Source organism: Paraburkholderia nodosa DSM 21604, assembly GCF_000519185.1.
GTDB classification, from domain to species: Bacteria; Pseudomonadota; Gammaproteobacteria; order Burkholderiales; family Burkholderiaceae; genus Paraburkholderia; species Paraburkholderia nodosa.
Genome location: NZ_JAFA01000001.1, coordinates 504,733 through 523,385, shown reverse-complemented (window position 1 = coordinate 523,385; position 18,653 = coordinate 504,733). Strand labels below are relative to the sequence as shown.

Here is an 18,653-nt window from a genome sequence, read left to right as displayed (position 1 = left end):
CTCGCGGGCAGGTCAGAGCGGGAGTTCGTCGAGGTACTGCTGGAGAATCACGGAGGCCGCTTCGGCGTCGACATGCTCGACGCGTTCGCCGCGCTCGCGCAGCCTCGCTTCGGCATCGACAGACGAATAGCGCTCGTCCACCCACACCACCCGCAGACCGAAGCGGCCGTTGAGCTGGTTGCCGAAGCGCTTCGCGTGCTGCGTCATGAAGTGCGGCGTGCCGTCCGGATGGCACGGCAAGCCGACCACGAGCAGGTCCGGCTGCCACTCGCGCAGCAACTCGCCTATCGCTTCGAAACGATAGTCGCGACTCTTGTTTGGAATGACGGTGAGCGCCCGGGCGCTGCGCGTGAGCGCATTGCCGAGCGCCACGCCGATGCGCTTTTCGCCGTAATCGAACGCAAGCAAGGTGGCCTCGCCGGCCCCTCGCCCAGCGGCCACGCTCATGCGTGGCCCGCCTCGCCCGACAGCATCGTCGACGAAATGCCGAGCAGCGCGAGCGCTGCCTCGAAGCGCTCTTCGGCGGGCACGTCGAATACGATCTTCGGATCGGCCTCGACCGTGAGCCAGCCGTTCTTCGAGATTTCGTCCTCGAGCTGACCCGCGCCCCAGCCAGCATGGCCGAGCGTGAGGAGGAAGCGCTCGGGGCCGCTGCCGTTGGCAACGGCTTCGAGCACGTCCTTCGACGTGGTCATCTCGAGCCCGCCCGGCACCGACATCGAAGACGTATAGCTCGTGCCTTCGGCGGGCGCGTGCAGCACGAAGCCCCGCTCGGTCTGCACCGGGCCGCCGAAATAGACGGGTACGTGCAGGAGCGGCTCGATTTCGAGCTTCAGGTCGATGCGTGAAAAGAGCGCCTCGAGATCGATGTCGGTGGGCCGATTGATGACGAGACCGAGCGCGCCGCGCTCCGAATGATCGCAAAGGTAGACCACCGTTCCTGAAAACGTGGGGTCCGCCATGTTCGGCATGGCGATCAGGAACTGGTTGGTCAGATTGATGCGATCGGTACTCTTGGACATGGTTTGAATTCTAGCAAAGACGATGCGCAATGGCGGCACGCTGCCAGGCCGGAGGTCGGGCGCCCGATGGCTGCCTCGCACTTTGCCGGCCGCTACGCGTCGCGCATTGCAGGGAATGGCTCACTCTAACACGCGCGCGCTGCGCCCTTGCAAGGCAATGGGCACGTGGCGCAAGGCCAATGCCCGGCGCCTGCGGGGCCAGGCGCACGCCGCTGATCCACCCGCCCTGTACATTCAGTGCGCAATATTTTGCACTGCATTTTGCGCCGCCCTTTGCGCCGCGCCGCTGACGATCGCCGCGCCTAGCGCGCGCACCGCGGGCGTCGCGTCAGGCTGCGCGACGCCGGCCGCGACCTTGTGCAGCATGGCGCGCAACGCCTCGCTGGCGTGCTCGATCGCTTCGGCACCGGGCGCCTGTACCGACGGCGCGCCCCGCGCCTCGAGCGCCGCTAGCGTTGCCGCGTGCGCGGTGCGCCGCCAGGCGAGGCCCAGCGCATCCGCGAGCTGGCCGACGTGCCCGAGACCGAGCGCCCAGGCCGCGGCGCCGATGCGATACGCCGCCTCCGCCGCCACCAGCGCGTCGGCCGCCTCCGCGCCCGCGCCGCGCAACGTCAACGTGCGCGAGTGCGTGCCGAGCGCGATCATCGCCGCATCGGCGGTCTGCAGGAAATCTTCATACGCGTTGCCGTTCACAACCAGCGCGCCCAGCTCGCGCGTGGGCGCCAGGCGCGCCGCGAGCGCGCCGGCCTGCGCGCTGCCGGCTTCCCAGAGCGCCTCCGAGGCTTGCGTCCCGGCAATGTGCCATTCCACGGTCAAGCCGTAGTCGTGTAGCAAATCGACGTCGGCAGTGTCTTCCGCGGCGGCCCCGAAGAGCGCGTAGTCGCGCCATAGCAACGCCAGCGTCAAGCGCACGAGCGTTTGCGGCGCGAAGCGCAGGCCGCGCGCGTGCTCGCCGATCAGCAGATTGCAGCGCGCGTAAAGCCGCCGCACGCCCTCGTCGCCCCACGACGCCACGCCGCGCCGCAGCGCGCGACCGCACGCAGCCGCAAGCCGCCAGAAGTCGTAAGGATCGGGACTCGATAGCTCGGCCATGCAGGCATCCATCTCGTCGAACGCAGCGAGCGCGAGCGCGTTGGCCGCGCGGCTGCCGTTGTCGACCTGCGATTTCAGCGCATGCAGGAGCGCTTGCTCAAAGCGAGCCCGCACCTGGCCAAAGCGCTGCGCCGACTGCGGATGCAGCGAAGCGGGCGCGAGCGGCCGGCCCTGCAATGCCACGTCCTCGTAGGCGAGCGCAACGCCCGGCATGTGCTGCGCGAGCGCCGCCACGAGCGCGTGCTGCCGCGCGAAAAGCGCGGGCGAGCACGCCAGCTCGCGCAGATTGCGGCGCTCGAGCGCTCCGACGAGCTCTTCGAGCGCCTCGCTGAACAAGGCGCGGATTTCAGCGCCCTGCATTTCCTCGGGCACATGAAGCGGCCGCGTGGGCAAGCCCGGCGGCGGTGCTACGGGCACCGGCGCGGCGAGCGCGAGCGGGGAAGCGAGGAGCAGCGTATCGGCAAAGCGCGCAGCGGCAAGCCAGCCGGCATCGTGCAGCGTGCGGGCAGCCTGGCGCAGCGGCCGGGCCACGTCACGCTGCTCTTCGAGCGCGGCGAGCGCCTGGGCGAGCGCGCCATGCGCGAACGGCACCGTGCCGCCGCGCGGATTGGGCAACGCTTCGAACCGCACATCAGAGCTTGAAGGATGACTCATAGGGCAGCGCCGAAAACGTTAGCAGGCCGACCAGGCGGGCAATCTCGACAACAGCCACGACAATAGCGTCGACAACCGCGACGGCAAGCGCAAATACGGTGCCCGCCGTTGCGACACCGCACTCCACACCCGCCACTTCTGGAATCTGCAGCCAGACTGCGCGCCGGCTATTGCCGGCTACCTGAGCAACGCGCTCAGATCTGAACCATCTCGAAGTCTTCCTTGCGCGCGCCGCACTCAGGACAGGTCCAGTTGATCGGGACATCCTCCCAGCGCGTGCCGGGGGCAATGCCTTCGTCTGGCAAACCGGCTTCTTCGTCGTAAATCCAGCCGCAGATCAGGCACATCCAGCTTCTATATTCCATTCTTATGCCGCGTCGAAAAGTCCGAAACCAGTCGGAAAAAAAATCGGGGAAACGAGAGCCATGATGGTACCTTGTTGCCGTTTCCATGCCTAGCAAGAGGAAATCTGGCCTGCACGGGATCAAACAGAATGCGTTGCCGCGAGCGGCTCGTGCAGCGCGGAAAAATCCTCGCGCGCGCCGGGCTCATCCGTCCCCCGGATTCATCGATAAGCCGCATAATTGAAGCATTCTCTTATGACGGCGCGGTACGCCGCGCCCGAAGTCCAATCCATCTCGCCACGTTCATGCCCAGCGACACCCCTCCCATCGTCCTCACCTTCGGCCTTTCCGACCCGACCGGCGGCGGCGGACTTCAAGCCGACCTGCTCACGCTCGCCAGCATGGGTTGCCACGGCGTCACCGCGCTGACCGGCTATACGGTGCGCGACTCCGCGGGCTGCGACGAAGTGACCAGCCTCGATCCGGAAACTGTCGCCACCCAGGCGCGCATGCTGCTCGAAGACATGCCCATCGCGGCGTTCAAGGTCGGCGCGGGCGCGCGCGCCGAGGTCGTGAGCGCGATCGCCGAAGTGGTCGCCGACTACGACGACTTGCCGCTCATCCTCGCCCCCGACTTCACGCTCGACGACGAGCACGTGCTCGCAGCCGACGAGCTGCGCGAAGCCATGGCCGACCTGCTCGTGCCGCAAACCACGCTGCTCGTGGCTGACTCCGCCACGCTGATCGCGCTCGCGCAGCCGGACGGCGACGCCGAGGCGCCCAGCGTCGACGCGGCCATTGCACACCTGCTCGCCATGGGCTGCGAGTTCATCCTGGCGATGGAAACGGGCACGCATCGCGTGGTCAACACGCTGTATTGCGAAGATGGCCAGTTGCGCCAGGACCTGTGGGACCGATCCACGCAGCCGATGATGGGCCTGACCGACACGCTCGGCGCCGCCATCGCCGCGCTGCTTGCCAATGGGCAGGAGCCGCCAGAGGCCGTGCGCGAGGCGCAGGAATATGTGTATCAGGCTGTGCAGAACGCGTTCAGGCCAGGGATGGGCGCGTGGCTGCCCGACCGGTTCTTCTGGGCGCGCAGCAACGACACGGACGCGGACGAAGCCTCGCCCGGCGAAGCGAAGCAATAAGACTACGGCTTGGCCTTCTACCCGGAGGCCAAGCGTGCAAACCGCCCGGACGAAAAAAAGCCCGCATCGTGCGGGCTTTTTTCTTTTCGGTCGAGGGAAACACCCCTCACGGGGCGCTCCCTGCACTTCAACGTAATTTCGGCAAAAGTCTAAATTACATGTCCATGCCCATGCCGCCCATGCCGCCGGGCATGCCGCCAGCCATCGGAGCATCTTCCTTCGGCACTTCAGCAACAGCAGCGTCCGTCGTCAGGAGCAGGCCAGCAACCGAAGCTGCGTTTTGCAGTGCGGTGCGCGTGACCTTCGTCGGGTCGACCACGCCGGCTTCAACCATGTCGACGTATTCGCCGGTGGCTGCGTTGTAGCCGTAGTTGCCCTGACCAGCAGCAACCGCTGCCACGACCACCGACGCTTCTTCGCCGCCGTTCGTGACGATCTGGCGCAGCGGCTCTTCCATGGCGCGCAGGACGATCTTGATACCGGCGTCCTGGTCTGCATTGGCGCCCTTCACGCTGGCGATTGCCGTGCGTGCACGGATCAGCGCAACGCCGCCGCCCGGGACGATGCCTTCTTCAACGGCAGCGCGGGTTGCGTGCAGCGCGTCTTCCACGCGTGCCTTCTTTTCCTTCATTTCGATTTCGGTCGCAGCGCCAACCTTGATCACTGCCACACCGCCTGCCAGCTTGGCAACGCGTTCTTGCAGCTTTTCACGGTCGTAGTCCGAGGTCGCTTCTTCGATTTGCGTGCGAATCTGCTTCACGCGCGCTTCGATGTTCGCGCCTTCGCCAGCGCCGTCGATGATCGTCGTGTTTTCCTTGCCCACTTCGATGCGCTTGGCTTGACCGAGTTCGGCCAGCGTTGCCTTTTCGAGCGTGAGGCCGGTTTCTTCCGCGATGACTTGACCGCCGGTCAGGATCGCGATGTCTTCCAGCATGGCCTTGCGACGGTCGCCGAAGCCCGGAGCCTTGACGGCGACGGTCTTCAGGATGCCGCGGATGTTGTTGACGACCAGCGTTGCGAGCGCTTCGCCTTCGACGTCTTCAGCGATGATCAGCAGCGGACGGCCAGCCTTCGCGACTTGTTCCAGAACCGGCAGCAGATCACGGATGTTCGAGATCTTCTTGTCGAACAGCAGGACGAACGGGCTTTCCAGCACGGCGACTTGCTTGTCCGGGTTGTTGATGAAGTACGGCGAGAGGTAGCCGCGGTCGAACTGCATACCTTCGACGACTTCCAGCTCGTCTTGCAGCGACTTGCCGTCTTCGACGGTGATGACGCCTTCCTTGCCAACCTTGTCCATCGCTTCAGCGATACGGTCGCCGATCGACGTGTCGCTGTTTGCCGAGATCGAGCCGACTTGCGCGATTTCCTTGTTGGTCGTGCAGGGCTTGCTGACCTTGCGCAGCTCTTCGATTGCTGCTGCGACGGCCTTGTCGATGCCGCGCTTCAGGTCCATCGGGTTCATGCCCGATGCGACGTACTTCATGCCTTCGCGGACGATCGACTGGGCCAGAACCGTAGCCGTCGTCGTGCCGTCACCGGCGTTGTCGCTGGTCTTGGAAGCGACTTCCTTGACCATTTGCGCGCCCATGTTCTGGAGCTTGTCCTTGAGCTCGATTTCCTTTGCGACCGAGACACCGTCCTTGGTGACCGTCGGGCCGCCGAACGAGCGCTCGAGCACCACGTTGCGGCCCTTCGGACCCAGCGTGACCTTCACTGCGTTGGCGAGAATGTTCACGCCTTCAACCATCTTGGAACGGGCGGAATCGCCGAACACGACGTCTTTAGCTGCCATCTTCTAACTCCTTGGATTCTTGAATAGTGAGCGGTGGAATGAACTTACTTGTTCACCACGGCCATGATGTCTTCTTCGCGCATCACGAGCAGTTCGTTGCCATCGACCTTGACGGTCTGGCCAGCGTACTTGCCGAACAGGACGCGATCGCCGACCTTCACGTCGAGCGCGATCAGGGCGCCCTTGTCGTCGCGCTTGCCCGGGCCGATGGCCAGGACTTCGCCTTGATCCGGCTTTTCTGCCGCTGCGTCCGGGATCACGATGCCCGAAGCGGTCTTGGTTTCTTGATCCAGGCGCTTGACGATCACGCGATCATGCAAAGGACGAAGGTTCATGGATGTTCCTCTGTGGATTGGACTTGAAGAGACTCAAGAAAACCTGGCTGCCGGCAACCGCCAGCCAGAGATGTTTGTGCACCGAGCGTTGTTAGCACTCTCATGCGGTGAGTGCTAATTATATGGACGAGGAATGACAAATTCAAGAAGGGCGGAATGGGAAGTTGCTGTTGAGCCTGGAACCACTCCTTGCCAATCCAATTTGAACTATCGGGCGCCCGGATTTGAGGGCCACGTCACAATATTTTCCAGTTATAACAATGACATAGCATGCCATCCGACTTGACAAGACAAGAGGTCGCCTGGGTCTGGAAGCAGAGGCGCGCTCTCGCGCGCCGAGCCATCCGAGACGCCTCTCGGGGAAATCCCCAACCTTGTGCCGAGGACTGGGCCGATCACTAAGGGGAATAGTTACCGCGCCAATGGATGCAGGCGCCCAACAATATGGCGCATTATCATAGAGTCGAATTATCGGCTTCAGTCTATTCATTCGCATGAACTATTAACGGAGCACAAGCCTCGGGCACGGGCATTCACCGATAGTCGGTCCGACCGGCTTCGTTGCCAAAGCCATCTCAGACCGGGTTTAAGGTCGGTCGGATTCAGGCCTTCGCCGACTCTGTCGGACGCTCGCTCACCCGTGCCTTTTCGACGCGCGCCAGCGGGCTGGCTTTGCGGCCGGCGGCCGCGACGCGTGTGTGCGGTAGATAACACTGGCAATTAGCGGATGAATGGAAAATCACTCATATGATCTTTCGAGCGGCTGCGTCTGGTCAAGCACCGCCGCTTTCCTGCGCATGCAGATCGTGGGTTCCGCGAGGCCTCGCCGATCGCTTCAACGACGATCCTGAACATGCCGAAATGGCGTCGCCATGACGGTGGAACGACAGCATGTCCGCTCAGATTGCTCGTGACCAGAGTTTCCCCACACCATGCAGGCGCTGTGGGGGCGTGCTCTACCAGCAGATCGATTCCTGCCCTTACTGCGGCGCGGATCGTCCGCTGGATACGGTTGCGCACGCGCGCTCCAAAGCCACGTTGAGAGTCCTCGATTCCGCGGTAGCGCCTATGCCTGCCGTCGCAAAGGTCTCGTTTGCCGGCGCGGCCGCATCCAGTCGCCCCACGGTGCAGGCCGACTATCTGCACCACTATCAACTCGAGCAACACCGCCCGTTCTGGCACACGGGTAAAGGGCGCTTCGCGAAGGGCGTATTGCTCGCCTGGCTCATTGTCGCTATCGCCTACGCTGCGTTTCTGCTGTACGGCGAAAGACACGGGCAGCAAAGAGAAGTGCGCGCCTCGCGTGCGAGCCTCGCGGAGAACAGCTTGCCAAACGCGAATGCCGCACTCGCGCGTGACGCGAACAATGACGAAGCGCGCGAGATACAGCGCGACAGCGCACCGGCGGAGCAACGCCGCGACAACGCGCTGCAAAGCGCGGACCGATGTGCCTCGCAACGCGCCTGGGATTGCGTGCGAGAGGAGGCATCGGAGGCGCTCGCGATTGATCCGGGCAGCCTGCACGCGCGATCGTTGATGGAGCGCGCCATCCTGGCGACGGGTTGGTCGCCGCTCCGTGCGCCGAAGGGCGCAGCGCAAGTGGATGCGGCGGTGCCACTGCCGCGCGATGCGCGCACCGTACCGTTGCCGTCGTCGCAAGACTGGGCCGCGGCCACGCCGTCGGCGTCGCAAGGCCCGCCCGCATCCGCGCCACCTCCCCCGCTGCCGGGCGCGACCAACACGCCAGCAAACGCGAATCCAACGGACCTCGGCGATGCGAATGCGAGCGCCGCGGCGAGCGCCGCGGCGACCGCTGCGGACGAATCCGCCAGCACGAGCGCATCGGGTCCGGCCAGCAACGACAACGGCGCCGATGCACAGGAGCGCGCGATTCTCCAACTCGGTTGGAAGCACGCCGCACCCTCCGAAGCCACACATTGAAAACGACTACAGATTAATTCGAAGTCTGCCGTACAACGTATCCAAGGCGGGAGAGAGACCATGCTGAAAACGATGCTCGCGGGACTGGCGGCGTTGATTACCCTGCTCTTTTCGACACTCGCGCTCGCCGCCGCGGCAGATGCGAACTACAAGATCGTGACCGGCCCGGAGCGCGGGACGTACATTCAGATCGGCCAGGACCTGGCGAAATGGGTCGCGCAGCCGGCGGGCATCGACCTTGAAGTGATCCCATCGAAAGGCTCAGCGGAAAACGTGCAGCGCATGCGTTTCGAGCCCGGCGTGAAGCTCGCGCTCGTGCAGTCCGACGTCTACGAGGCCTACGTCGACATGGCCAATTCCGGCAACGAAGAGGCCGGCACGCTGATACGGCCCCTGCGGCTCATCATGCCGCTCTATGACGAAGAGATTTACTTCGTGGTGCGTAACGACTCGCCGATGAAGACGATCAACGAGATCAAGGACAAGGTGATCAGCGTCGGCCTGATCGGCAGCGGCACCGCGCAGTCGGCGACGACGCTGTACCGCCTCATGTTCGGCCAGCCGATTCCCGAGCAGAACGCGCAGCACCTGAGCAACGAAGACGCGCTGGCCGCACTCATCGTCAAGAAGATCGATGTGGCGATCATCGTCGCCGGGCAACCCGCCAAGCTCTTTACCGACATGAACCCCGAACTGCTGCAGCAGATCCGCTTCCTGCGCGTCGATCCGAACGCGCCAGAAACGGCGCGCGCAAAGCAAACCTACTATCCCGCGACGATCCACGTGTCGAGCTACCCGAACTGGCTCAAGGAAGACGTGCCGACGTGGACGGTCAAGGCCTTTCTCGTCACCTATGACTACAACCTGCGCGATACGGTCGGCAACCTGAAGCGCTTTGCCGATTCGCTCTGCGCGAACTTCGACAACCTGCAGGAGCACGGCCATCCGAAGTGGAAGCAGGTGAAGCTCGAGCTGCCGGGCCTCGGCAAAGGCTGGCAATACTATCCGCCCGTTGAGCGGCGCCTGAAGGCCTGTTTCGCGCATCGCGCCGCGATGCAGGCGGCGACACCGCAACGCGCCAGCGCGACAGAACAAGTCAAAGGTCGCCCCTGCTCGGACCAGGAACGCCTCCTTCTGCTCTGCGGCAAGTGATTCGACACGGCATGCCCATCCTACGACAGGTGGCGGGACGCGCCCACCGAATCGCGCGGCGAACATAAGCGCTCAGACGATGAGCGCCGCAGACGCTCGGGCATGCCGAAAATGCCATCTTGTTAGTGTTCGCTGGTGGTCGCTCGAGGATCACTTCCCGCCAGGCAGTCGGCACTGGCGCAAAAGATCAGGCAGCAAACGCCGTGGATGAACCGCGTACACGGTTATAGATCGCTCCGCTTCGAAATCCTGCCCAACCAGACCTTGCCCGCGGCGCCGCCTGGTCTCGGTAACTCCCCAGAAAGACGCATATTCACCCGGAATTGAACATTTTCACATCCGGGATCGTGGCGACCAGTGCTATCGCAGTGACAGGGCTCGACTGCGCCCCGTCTCTTTCTCCACGACTGACCGGGGAGCTCAATCCCCATCAATGCCTTCGGGCAGCGTGTTTGTGACAGGGATCGAAGCCGAAGGTCAGTCGAACCGGCGCCGTCGCCGAAACCACTCAGATCATATAGCCACGTCAAGTAAGACGCCGTAAGTAATTGGAAGTGTTTGGAAGCCCGCAGATCTCGACAGCGCAAGGAATATCATTCACCCGGCGGTCGCGCTCCTTACCGTTCCTTACCGCCCCTTACCATCAGACGAGACTAAGCCGCTTGCAAAAAACGGCGAATCACCTTCCGGTCTCGTGATCGCGCGTCGCCGCAGGTGGTTCACGCCAGAGCTTGAATGCCATCCGGAGTGCCATCGTCTCCTGTTTGCGTAGTTATAAAACGAAACCCCGACGCGTAGGTACTAACCATGAATGCGGCCAACAAAAGTAACAGAGAGGGGAAACTACATGGTCTGGAACTTCTTAGGTTTATATTGGCATTTTTGACCATGGCATGGCACTACTATATCTTTGGTCCAGCGCTGGGCGTAGTCAAACTGCGAGAAGTTGGATTCTCTGCCTTCCGGTATTTGTCATTCACCGTAGAAATTTTTTTCATAATCAGCGGATTTATAATAATTGCATCGGCGATAAATCGTAGACCGAATGACTTTGTAATAGGCCGAGTTGTGCGACTGGCGCCTTGCCTACTGGTATGCGCAACGATTACGATGGCTGTGGGTGCCATGTTTGGAGTTAGAGCCTCTTTCAAGAGCTACCTGGCATCGATCTTTCTTGTACCTCTGGTATTTCATACAGGTGTTGACTGGTCCTATTGGTCACTGAGATTCGAAATAACATTTTATTTTATTGTATTTATTTCTCTATGTCTCGTCGACGTGGAGCGAAATATTTTTAAAATCGCTTTAACGATAATAATTTACGATGTCTTTTCGCTCTTTTCACCCGGTTTTCTGGGATTCGATAACTATTTGTCGACAATCATTCAGTATCCCGGCGAAAAATACTCACCGTTTTTTGCAGTCGGAATATTGCTATATCTTATTATTACCCAGAAAAAAATCAATCTTGCAACCGCGTCGACATTGTTGATCGCGTGCATTTTGGGTACTATCAGATGCTATCAGGAGGCAAACCGAATCGCTCAATCGTTGTCTTGGCCGCACGCTAGCCTGTTTGATGGATGTTGCATCTTTCTTGCGATTTTTGGCATATTTATTTACTTTGTCACGATCAGAGGCAATCCGCGCTTTTATTCTACATATTCGCGCCTGGGAAAAACGAGCTATCCACTTTATCTTATTCATCAGAACGTCGGATACACAATATTCGCCGCCTCTGAAAAGCGATTCGCTCCGGGGTTTGACATCAGACCCATCGTCATGATTGCAATGGTCGTACTTGCCGCTGTGATTGCAAATCTTGTCGAACCGGCTCTTGCGCGGCAGTACAGAAAATGGATTTCCTCCATGATGGAAGTAGTCCGGCCAGTCCACCCTCGGGCCCTTAAGTCAAAAATTGGCGATACTGAGTGACCGCGGGCCCTGCCACCGCAAGAAGACGATGCGGAGCCCGACACACCCCTTTTATGCCGTATGGATAGCCTGACCTCCGCAAGCGCTGTCAGCAACTGATCGCCGTCTCCACCTGAGGCATGAGCTCCACTCCCCGACAAAGGGCAGGTTTGTTCCGCCACGAGACGCAGAAGCACCCATGAAAGCGCTCAAAATACTGCGCGCTGCCGTACACTTTCCCGCAGGTAAGTATTTCGATGAGATGAACGCAGGTAGTCTGGATCGCTGCGGTCTAGCGAGCGCGCTAGACGGCGGTCTTTGTGCCCCGGCGAACGGTAGGCCCGGGGCGACTTGCCTAACATGCGCCAATCGCAACCACTGCCCGGCGATAGCACATCATGAGCGTCTCGAAGCTCAGTTCCTGGGGCCACTACCCGTACGCACCGCAGACCGGCCGCGAGCCTGGCTGGCGCGGGAGCGTGCAAACTGCTCTGCGCGATTCGAGCGCGCGCTTCGGCACGACGTTGCCATTCGGCAACGGGCGCAGCTATGGCGATAGTTGTCTTGCCGCCACCGATCACGTCCTCATGCTTCGCGGTCTCGACCGCTTCATCGCCGCGAACTGGAAAACTGGCGTCGTGCGTGCCGAAGCGGGCGTCACGCTCGGCGAAGTGCTTGCGCTCGCAGTGCCCCGCGGCTGGATGTTGCCCGTCACGCCCGGCACGCAATTCGTCACGCTCGGCGGCGCTGTCGCCAACGACGTCCACGGCAAGAATCACCATGTGCGCGGCACCTTCGGGCGACACGTGCGACGCTTTTCATTGCTGCGCTCCGATTGCGAACCGCTCGAATGCGCACCCGAAGAAAACGTGGAGTTCTATCGCGCAACGATCGGCGGGCTTGGCCTCACGGGCATTGTCGAGTGGGTCGAACTGCAACTGATGCCAGTCGAATCGAGCCGCCTGGCCACTCAGACGATTCCGTTCGGCAATCTCGATGAATTTCTCGCACTATCGCAGGAATACGACGCGCAGCATGAGTACGGTGTGGCATGGATCGACTGTTTGGGGCGCGGCACCTCACTTGGCCGCGGCATCTATGTCAGCGCCGACCATGCAACCGATCAACGCTTCGACATGCCGCAACGCACCGTACGCAGTGTGCCGTTCGCCCCGCCCTGGTCACCCGTGAATCGCTTCACGTTGAAGCTCTTCAACGAGTTCTACTACCGCCGGGCCGCGAGCAAGGCTGGTCCCGGCGTGGTCAATTGCGCGAGCTACTTTTACCCATTAGACAGCATAAGGGACTGGAATCGCCTGTACGGGCGGCGCGGCTTCCAGCAGTATCAATTCGTCGTGCCTGACGGCACGGCACGAGACGCGTTGCACGCGTTCCTCGACACAATCGCCTCGACCCATGCGGGCTCATTCCTCGCAGTCCTCAAACGCTGTGGCCCGCTCATCTCTCCTGGGCTGCTCTCGTTCCCGATGCAGGGAATTTCGCTCGCACTCGATTTTCCCCAGCACGACACGCGCAACGCAACGCTCTTCGCCCGACTCGACGCGATCGTGCGCGAAGCGGGCGGCCGCCAGTATCCGGCCAAGGATGCCCACATGAGCGGTCCGGATTTTCGCGCCGCCTATCCAGCGTGGCAGGCGCTCGAACAACTGCGCGACCCGGCCTTGATGTCGCGCTTCTGGCAACGGACAACCCACTGATGGACAAGAATATTCTGATCGTAGGTGGCTCCTCCGCCATCGCCGTGGCCTGTGCTCGGGAATGGATCAAGGGCGGCGCGAACTTCATGCTTGCCGGCCGCCACGCAACGCGTCTCGAAGCCGTCGCGCAGGATCTTCGCGTACGCGGTGCGGGGCGTGTCGGCACGTTCGTCCTCGACGTGAACGATTTTGAACAGCACGCCCCGATGCTCGACGCCGCCATAGCCGAGATTGGACGCATAGACATCGTTCTACTCGCGCACGGGACGCTATCCGACCAGTCGGAGTGCGAACGTGACCCCCAGGCCGCAGTGCGTGAAATCACCGTCAACGCACTCTCGACAATAGCGCTGCTCACACTGCTCGCCGGTGTGTTCGAAGCACAAAAGAGCGGTTCGATCGCGGTCATCTCGTCGGTTGCGGGCGACCGCGGGCGCCCCTCGAACTATGTCTATGGCACTGCCAAGGCGGCAGTGACGACGTTCTGTGAGGGGCTGCGCGCAAGGCTCTTCAAATCGAATGTGAAAGTCCTGACGATCAAGCCGGGCTTCGTGAATACGCCGATGACAGCCGGCCTCGCGCTTCCCGGCCCACTCGTCGCCTCGCCCGAGCGCGTGGCGTCGGATATCGTGCGCGCCGTGGAGCGCGGCAAGGATTCTATCTATACGCCATGGTTCTGGGCGGAAATCATGCTCGTGATCCGATCGCTACCTAACTTCGTATTCAAGAGGATTTCGCTATGAGCAGCCCGGCCACGGGCCTCGCGCTGAGTCGCTCTCGCCTCGTCTTCTGGTACGCGGTGTTCGCCGCCATTTCGATCGGTGCGAATCTGGGCAGCCAGAGCCTGGCGTTCCACTTGTACCAGGGTGTTTATGCGGTGCCAATTTCGGTCTGCATTGGAACCGCTGTGGGGCTGATCGTTAAATATCTGCTCGACAAGGCCTGGATATTCCGCTACGAGCACCGCAGCGTCGCACACGGCCTGCGCACGTTCACGCTGTACGTCGCCATGGGGCTCGGCACGACAGTCGTTTTCTGGGCAGTTGAATTCGCCGCGGATGCGCTCTTTCACGATGAAATCGCGCGCCTCGCGGGTGGCGCACTCGGTCTGGTGATCGGCTATGTCACGAAATACCACCTCGACAAGCGCTTCGTGTTTGCTTGAGCGCGTGTGCGCTGCAGCACAGAGCCTGCACGCGGCCGTAGTTACGATGCTCTGCCGGGTCCCGGACCGCGCTCGTGCCGCTTGCGCTGCGCTACGGCCAACACGCCAACAGCCGGTCCACCTCTTCCTGTCCCGGCACGGAGAATGAACATGGGCACGCCCGCTGTACACCCTGTCCCGCTGTGCGTGGACCTGGACGGAACACTCACGCGCACCGACCTGCTGTTTGAAGCTTTCTTCGTGCTCGTCAAGCAGAGTCCGCTGTCGATCTTCCTGTGCTTCGCCTGGGCGCTACGCGGGCGCGCCTATCTGAAGGAGCAGATCGCACAGCGCGTGAACATCGATGTTGGCGTGCTGCCTTACAACACGGAACTGCTCTCGTGGCTGCGCGACGAACGGGCGAGCGGGCGCGATCTGTATCTTTGCACGGCTACAAACCAGCGCCTGGCCTCTCAAATCGCCGCACACATTGGACTCTTTACCGGTGTGCTCGCGAGCACGGTCGGCAACAACCTGCTCGGCAAAAACAAGGCGCGGGCGCTCGTCGAGCAGTTCGGCGACCACGGCTTCGACTATTGCGGTGATGCTCGAGCGGATTTGCCGGTATGGCGCCAGGCCCGCCAGGCGATCGTGGTGGGTGACAAGCACATTGCTGCCGCAGCCCGCAAAACAAATGCTGCGATCATCTTTTTCGAGCAGAAGCGTCGGCTGATTCCGCTCGTGCTCAAGGAAATGCGCGTGCATCAATGGGTGAAGAACGTGCTGATCTTCGTGCCGCTTCTCACCGCACACCAATTCACGGACCGTTCCGCACTCGCTGCCGCCTGTATCGCTTTTTTGTCGTTCAGCCTGGCCGCTTCGTCGGTGTACCTGCTTAACGACATGCTCGACCTTGACGCCGACAGGCGGCACGCGCGCAAGCGCAGCCGACCATTCGCGTCGGGCAAGCTGTCGTTGAAATTCGGCATCGTGCTCACTGCAGGACTGCTCGCCGCCGGCGGCGGCCTCGCGATACTGCTGCCGCGCGAGTTCGGCGTAGTAATGGCCGTCTATTTTGTGACCACCGTTGCCTACTCGTTCGCACTCAAGCGTATGACACTCGTCGATGTGTTCACGCTTGCGTGCCTGTACACCGTGCGTGTGATCGCCGGTGGCGCGGCAACCGGCATCCCGCTGTCGTACTGGCTAATCTTGTTCTGTGTGCCGATTTTCCTCTCGCTTGCAATGGTCAAGCGTTATGTCGAACTTGACATGATCGTGCGCGAAGGCAAGACCGAAGCCGCCGGCCGCGGTTACATCACGCAGGACATCTCAATCTTGCGCTCGTTCGGCACGGCTTCCGCGTACCTCGCAGTGCTCGTGCTCGCACTTTATCTGAACACGCCGGAAATGAAGGTGCTGTATCACCACCCGAAGGCATTGTGGGCCACATTTGCACTCACGCTCTTCTGGGTGAGCCGGATCTGGATGTGCGCGTTTCGCGGCATGATGCACGACGACCCGATCGTATTTGCATTCAAGGATCGTGCGAGCCTCGCCGTGATCGCACTATCCGGCCTGAGCATGCTGCTCGCTATCTGATACTGCGCGAGCGACGAGTTATCCGACCGGCGTCGCGTTTCCGCTCGCGATAGCAGACTCCGGATGCCACTGTTTCCCGCCAAAGTCCTCGGCCTGACCGAAGGCACTCATACGGCAGCGCCATCAGGAACCGTTGCCTGCCTTGGCGGGTATGTGGACAAGCCCGAAGAAGTCGCCTTGATCGGCGCTGGCCTTCCGCGTGGAAGACGAGGGTGATAGATCGAGTGAACAAAGCCCCAGAGCGACAAGGCAATTAGCCTCAGCTTCCCCCGCACAGCGCTTCAGCACATGCAAGTCCACGACCACGCCGGATCGGCAGACACGCGACGTGCGGCGCTCGCTCGAATTGCCTTCTGCTCACGGTGCGCGTCACGATCCGTGTTGCAGATCAATTCGCGACTCCGCGACCAGCCTGCACATGCCCTGCCGACGTCTCTCTGGCCTTCTCGCGAAGCCCTTGCGTAGCGAGGAGCGCCGCACCGCAGGCAAGTGCTGCGAAGTCCAACGGCCTGCGTTCGGCCGATACGAGGTTCGCAGTCGTTCATGCGGCTTCGCCCCCACTTGATCAAGTTGCCAGAATGCATCAAGGGACGCTTCAGCCTGATCTGCTGCTGCTGCTGCCGCCGGCCGAAGACATCGCCCCTCGCATACACGGCTCTGTTGCGTCTTCACGGGCGAACGCACTATCTCCCTGGCTGCTTCGGAGCAACTCCCGAGAATTTCGCGATGCCACCGTACCGACTTCTGAGCGACACGAACTGGTCATTGACACTTCGAGGGCAATCGACTCTTTCCTTGAAATCGAGAAGATATCGTTTCTGGAAAGCATGCTCCTCATTGAAGTAGCTCTGATCCAGGGCTATGCCATCCTTCTTAAAGCAAAGAAGATAATCGCCGAATTTTGATGATAGCGGTTGAACCGGCTCGACGACCCCAATTATATTATCGCTATCTATAAAATTTCCCCTGTCCGCCACAAGATAGTTGACGTTCAGACGATTTATGAAATCGAGCCCCTTGTCCCGACTCATGGCCTGGTAGTATGAATAAGGCCCCACCAGGCCCTCAGTATGAATGAATCGATATTCATTCCCGAGGAAGAAGCCAAACGAGCCCGCCCTGTCACCCATCGCAAAAAACGATCCAGGGGAAATATTTTGAGCATGCAGGTAAGAGATAAGCTCGATATTCCTCCGCCCAAAAGTGAGATGCTTGTGCGGCTCAACAATGGATTCTCTCAGCGACTGAATCGTACGATACGAAAACCCGAGTGCCGGCTTTGCCAGAAATAAAATTACACCGATCATGGCAAAAAGATAATATAGCGGAATCATCTTGCCAGGCGCATGCTGCGATTTTATTATTGTTACAACCTCAAGCATAATATAATAAACAAACAGAAGCACTGGCCAATAGTACCAGCCCCAAACCTTCCACCCGGAATTAATAGCATAGTATGTCGCGCAAATGATCAGCGATATCAATGAGATGGCCAATTCATCGCGATACACGAGATGCATCGATTTTCTTATAAGTACAAGGTACACCAATAGGCCGAGCAGTACCGGCAGGATGCATTTCCTCACCTCAACAAAATAGGCGATTCCGGTTGAAATATTTTCCCCTCTCACGTTACCAATCGATTTTGCCAAACCCGACACAGGCAACGCAGTCCCAAAGTAATGATGATTTATCGCAAAATATAGCCCGATTACCGGCAATATGATGAGATATTTTTTGAACTCGACATCCTTCCTTTGAATAACTCCGAGCACGTCACTTGCGACGACTACAGACAATGAATCAAGCCGACTCAGAAACAGTAGGGAGCCGATTGCCCCTTTCGCTGGCCAGCTACGGGCACTCGTGTAGAGGATGAAGAAAAACGGAATCATCGACGTTTCCATCCCCGCAGTCGTGACATAGGAAAAATAGTATGTCGCGGCGACTGCAGGAAAGGCCATTCCGTATCGCACCTTAGATGCCAGACAAAAAAGCAGCAAAAATAAAAATGACAGGGCATATATTTGACCGACCAGTGACTTTTCCGCCGTTCCAAATATCGAGGCCGAACCGGAAAGTAACGCCACCCAAAGAGGCTGATACCCATTTGTCGAAAATGGAGGCAGGAATGCGCTTACGCCGTGATCGATTAGATTCCTTACGATGCCCAGATAATAATATGCATCATCGGTGACTACGTCGACCCAGACAATAGGCGGCCATTTCTTGATTATTACGAGTCCCGTGAAGAGAACTGCAACGACACCGATGACCGCGCAGATATCAATGAGGGCAATCGACCTATCAATATACCTGGTTGATGCCCGAACAGCATTAACGCCCCGAACTTGCTTGAGTGTGTTCATTTAACAGCTCCCGCCGGGATACAGTATTGGCTAACTTCTTCAGGCACCGGGTTGCGCACAGACCGCATTCATCGGATCAGAAGGATCGGTATCCGATAGCTACGTGAATCGCGTCGCGTGCTCGATTGCATGCGGTGACCATGCCGTCCGCGGTGGCCCCACAGAACCAGCCTCGTGCAATATTAGTTGACGGCTATCCGGGTCGATTGTTCGCCAGCGAACACCCGCGGTTCCAGAGGCGCCTATAACACCGTCATTCCCAATGCGTGAATTCATTTCCGCATCTTAGTGGTGCATCGACTACCTGCTGTCCCAGCAGGCCCGGCTCGTACGCTGGCGTACAGACCAGCGTGCAGCCACAGCCTATGTTAACCACCAATTCCGCCATGGCATGTGACCACCTCGTGAAGATGCCGAGCC

The 18,653-nt window shown here is 60.3% G+C and carries 15 protein-coding genes; 8 read left to right on the top strand and 7 right to left on the bottom strand.

All coding sequences use genetic code 11. The features are described 5' to 3' along the window. Nucleotides 1-12: 12 nt before the first annotated feature. From ruvX to A3CW_RS0102310, 4 genes are all read right to left on the bottom strand, one after another. Entirely contained in the window at nt 13-447 is a 435-nt protein-coding gene (ruvX, locus tag A3CW_RS0102325) for a Holliday junction resolvase RuvX (RefSeq protein ID WP_028202128.1), read from the bottom strand. After that, nucleotides 444-1,022 (bottom strand): YqgE/AlgH family protein, encoded by a 579-nt coding sequence (locus A3CW_RS0102320; RefSeq protein WP_028202127.1) that lies wholly within the window; start codon nt 1,020-1,022, stop codon nt 444-446. Before A3CW_RS0102320 ends, ruvX begins: the two co-directional genes overlap by 4 nt. 234 nt (nt 1,023-1,256) lie before the next feature. After that, the gene (locus tag A3CW_RS0102315; protein ID WP_028202126.1) at nt 1,257-2,768 is read right to left on the bottom strand and encodes a hypothetical protein; all 1,512 of its coding nucleotides are present in this window, start codon (nt 2,766-2,768) and stop codon (nt 1,257-1,259) included. Between the two features lie 194 nt (nt 2,769-2,962). Then, nucleotides 2,963-3,133, bottom strand: a complete 171-nt coding sequence (locus A3CW_RS0102310) for a rubredoxin (protein ID WP_008342674.1) — start codon at nt 3,131-3,133, stop codon at nt 2,963-2,965. 284 nt (nt 3,134-3,417) lie between these two features. On the opposite strand from A3CW_RS0102310, the gene A3CW_RS0102305 reads away from it, so the two are divergent. Beyond that, on the top strand, nt 3,418-4,263 hold the full coding sequence (locus A3CW_RS0102305) for a hydroxymethylpyrimidine/phosphomethylpyrimidine kinase (protein WP_028202125.1): 846 nt from the start codon (nt 3,418-3,420) through the stop codon (nt 4,261-4,263). Between the two features lie 154 nt (nt 4,264-4,417). Here the strand turns inward: A3CW_RS0102305 and groL are convergent, their stop codons facing one another. Together groL and groES are read right to left on the bottom strand one after the other, a co-directional pair. Next, complete coding sequence (groL, locus tag A3CW_RS0102300; RefSeq protein WP_028202124.1) at nt 4,418-6,058, bottom strand: chaperonin GroEL; 1,641 nt, start codon at nt 6,056-6,058, stop codon at nt 4,418-4,420. A gap of 44 nt (nt 6,059-6,102) precedes the next feature. Beyond that, the gene (groES, locus tag A3CW_RS0102295) at nt 6,103-6,393 is read right to left on the bottom strand and encodes a co-chaperone GroES (protein WP_028202123.1); all 291 of its coding nucleotides are present in this window, start codon (nt 6,391-6,393) and stop codon (nt 6,103-6,105) included. Nucleotides 6,394-7,461: 1,068 nt separating this feature from the next. Here groES and A3CW_RS0102290 point away from each other — a divergent pair. The 7 genes from A3CW_RS0102290 to A3CW_RS0102260 all read left to right on the top strand — a co-directional run bounded on the left by A3CW_RS0102290 (nt 7,462) and on the right by A3CW_RS0102260 (nt 15,864). Further along, nucleotides 7,462-8,334, top strand: coding sequence for a hypothetical protein (locus tag A3CW_RS0102290; RefSeq protein ID WP_154677831.1), 873 nt, complete (start codon nt 7,462-7,464; stop codon nt 8,332-8,334). A gap of 60 nt (nt 8,335-8,394) precedes the next feature. Then, nucleotides 8,395-9,486 (top strand): TAXI family TRAP transporter solute-binding subunit, encoded by a 1,092-nt coding sequence (locus A3CW_RS0102285; protein ID WP_028202121.1) that lies wholly within the window; start codon nt 8,395-8,397, stop codon nt 9,484-9,486. A gap of 807 nt (nt 9,487-10,293) precedes the next feature. Continuing rightward, the gene (locus A3CW_RS0102280; protein ID WP_081771486.1) at nt 10,294-11,421 is read left to right on the top strand and encodes an acyltransferase family protein; all 1,128 of its coding nucleotides are present in this window, start codon (nt 10,294-10,296) and stop codon (nt 11,419-11,421) included. Between the two features lie 377 nt (nt 11,422-11,798). Next, nucleotides 11,799-13,118 carry an FAD-binding oxidoreductase gene (locus A3CW_RS0102275; protein WP_028202119.1) on the top strand — a complete coding sequence of 440 codons (1,320 nt, stop codon included), beginning with the start codon at nt 11,799-11,801 and terminating at the stop codon, nt 13,116-13,118. Next, nucleotides 13,118-13,861, top strand: a complete 744-nt coding sequence (locus A3CW_RS0102270) for an SDR family oxidoreductase (RefSeq protein ID WP_035512147.1) — start codon at nt 13,118-13,120, stop codon at nt 13,859-13,861. Before A3CW_RS0102275 ends, A3CW_RS0102270 begins: the two co-directional genes overlap by 1 nt. Next, nucleotides 13,858-14,283: a GtrA family protein gene (locus A3CW_RS0102265; protein WP_211254025.1), complete on the top strand. Its 426-nt coding sequence runs from the start codon at nt 13,858-13,860 to the stop codon at nt 14,281-14,283. Before A3CW_RS0102270 ends, A3CW_RS0102265 begins: the two co-directional genes overlap by 4 nt. Before the next feature lie 150 nt (nt 14,284-14,433). After that, a complete protein-coding gene (locus tag A3CW_RS0102260; protein ID WP_028202116.1) occupies nt 14,434-15,864 on the top strand; it encodes a UbiA family prenyltransferase in 1,431 nt (476 codons plus the stop codon). A gap of 683 nt (nt 15,865-16,547) precedes the next feature. Here A3CW_RS0102260 and A3CW_RS44930 read toward each other — a convergent pair. Then, nucleotides 16,548-18,233, bottom strand: coding sequence for a hypothetical protein (locus A3CW_RS44930; RefSeq protein WP_035512146.1), 1,686 nt, complete (start codon nt 18,231-18,233; stop codon nt 16,548-16,550). Nucleotides 18,234-18,653: the final 420 nt, after the last annotated feature.